Annotated in this window: 2 protein-coding genes and 2 pseudogenes; 2 read left to right on the top strand and 2 right to left on the bottom strand. The window is 49.4% G+C overall.

Annotated features, from left to right (window positions below):
• Both ACSZPU_RS25180 and ACSZPU_RS25175 read left to right on the top strand, forming a co-directional pair.
• Window positions 1-326, top strand: a 326-nt coding sequence (locus ACSZPU_RS25180) for a hypothetical protein (RefSeq protein WP_499004331.1), incomplete at its 5' end; no start/stop codon positions are given.
• A gap of 138 nt (window positions 327-464) precedes the next feature.
• Window positions 465-1,412: an IS30 family transposase gene (locus ACSZPU_RS25175; protein ID WP_499004329.1), complete on the top strand. Its 948-nt coding sequence runs from the start codon at window positions 465-467 to the stop codon at window positions 1,410-1,412.
• 259 nt (window positions 1,413-1,671) lie between these two features.
• On the opposite strand, the pseudogene ACSZPU_RS25170 reads toward ACSZPU_RS25175, so the two are convergent.
• Both ACSZPU_RS25170 and ACSZPU_RS25165 read right to left on the bottom strand, forming a co-directional pair.
• Window positions 1,672-2,067 (bottom strand): annotated as a pseudogene (locus ACSZPU_RS25170) (integrase core domain-containing protein); the annotation flags it as partial.
• Window positions 2,068-2,121: 54 nt separating this feature from the next.
• A pseudogene (locus ACSZPU_RS25165) lies at window positions 2,122-2,271 on the bottom strand (IS6 family transposase); the annotation flags it as partial.

The following is a 2,271-nucleotide window of genomic DNA, read 5'->3' as shown; positions in this document are numbered from 1 at the left end:
CCATCACTGCGTTTCGGGCTCCTGTGTTCATGGTCAGTGAGTTTTTAAAACGTTTTTCCAGATTCCTAACCATGAACGGTAATAAAACTATTGGATTATTTTTTCATAAAAGTGAATCGCTGATAGATGAAAAATTTGAAAATCTCACCTCACTGATAGACGGTCTGGCGAATGGCGTGTTCGGATTTCATCCGTACACGGGTTACGAAGACGACCTGAAAAAATTCATCAGGAGCACAAAAGATGAATACGAAACAATATTTGTTAAAATTGATTCCAGTGGCGTATATTTTGGGCATTTGAAAATCAGGTCAAAATTGAAGTGATTTTTAAATATTATTTAATGCTGTGATCTTGATATCGCGAATTCAGATAATAAGTGCAACGCTCGGTCATGTAGATGGAAGGACGGTTAGCGGCTGATAAGCTATCCTGCTCTTCCGACCAAAGATGAGCGAGTAACTATGAAATACCAGCAACTAACCGAGGGGCAACGATACCAGATATCGGTGCTGCGTGATGATAATTTATCTTGCCGTGAGACAGGCATCCGTATCGGAGTCAGCAAGTCTACTGTATCCCGTGAACTCAGACGTAACGGTGTTCCTGAGTGCTATGCCCCGGAGAATGCGCAGCGTCTTTGTGAGCAGCGACGTATGACGGCTGCAAAGCGGTCGGTGAGTCAGAATGTCATTGACTTTGTTGTGTTTGCTCTGGGGTGGAAGTGGAGTCCTGAGCAGATAAGTGCGGTGGCGAAGGTCATTGGCCTGTCTGTCAGCCATGAGTGGATTTACCAGTATGTAATGGCAGATAAAGTGCGTGGTGGTGGGCTTTTCACCCATCTACGGCAAGGGAAACGCCGCTACCGTAAGGGGTATGGTCAGAAACGAGGTCGTATCCCGGATGCAGTGTCCATAGAGCTGCGTCCACCGGTTGTTGATGAGCGTAGTCGTCTGGGGGACTGGGAAGCGGACCTTGTGCTGGGTAAGCAGGGAACAGGCGCTATCGTCACACTGGCAGAGCGTAAGAGCCGTATTTATCTGACGAAAAAGGTTTTTTCAAAGGATGCAGTGGAGGTCAGTAGCGCGATTATCTCTCTGTTGAGCGATTACCGGGATGTGTGCCACACAATAACTTTCGATAACGGTCTGGAGTTCAGTGAGCACAAGGCTATCGCGAAGGCGCTGGAAGCCGATACGTACTTCACCCATCCCTACGCCTCACATGAGCGCGGGCTGAATGAGAACACAAATGGCCTGTTACGGCAGTTTATCCCGAAAGGAACCGACCTGCGTACAGTGTCAGAAGAAGACTTACAGCGCTATCAGGGTGCACTGAACAGCAGACCACGCAAGTGTCTTGGGTTCAGGCAACCCTCGGTGGTGTTTGCAGAGCTAAGAATGGCGGCTTAGCGTTGCACTTCGGAGTTGAATCCGCCTATCAATATCTTAAAATTTACCAGAACGTAGCGCCCCTGCGGGGCGAGCACGGCAGCGCAGCTGCCTCTACCGCCTTTAAGCTCCAGCCTCACATCAACGCCGGTGCCGCCTGACGGTCCGGCGGCTCGCACGGTGTCGCATGCCCCACCGCCGCGTTGACACCCACATAAAATGAGCACGCCTGTGGCGTGAGCCGGTAATCCCCCATTTTTAACGGAGGTAATAAGTAGAATCAGGCCATTCGCTGAAGATGCTGCATCGGTGTGTAGCCATTCAACGCCATATTGGGTCGTTCGTGATTATAAAACCATTGCCACCCGGTGGCATAGTGTTGTAATTCATCCAGTGATGTAAACAGATTCTGCCCCAGCCAGTCATAACGCACAGTCCGGTTGTAACGCTCGATATAAGCATTTTGCTGCGGATTACCCGGCTGAATGAAATCAATCCTGATATCCTGCTTCATCGCCCATGTTATCAGGGTATTACTGGTATATTCCGGACCATTATCACAGCGGATTGATGTGGGTTTTCCTTTCCATTCAATGAGTTGTTACAGTACCCTGACAACCCGACTGGCGGGCAGTGAAAAATCCACCTCAATGGCCAGCGCTTCACGGTTAAAATCGGGCTCTGTCGCATTAACTGCGGCAGGTTGCCGGAAAACGGGTCTGTTAATTTTTTATGCAACCAGAAGCAAAAACTGCTCTGCCGGGGACAATCCGCCCCCGTGCGGATGTTGAAGCTGTCCTTTTCGTAACATGTGTATGATTTCGATCCCCGCCAGAATAGCCTGCCCCCGTCGAAAAGATTTGAATCCCGTCATCAGCTT

This window comes from Phytobacter sp. V69, from assembly GCF_965644215.1.
GTDB lineage: Bacteria > Pseudomonadota > Gammaproteobacteria > Enterobacterales > Enterobacteriaceae > Phytobacter.
The sequence above is the reverse complement of the archived record's forward strand: the minus strand, read 5'-3'. Positions and strand labels throughout refer to the sequence as shown.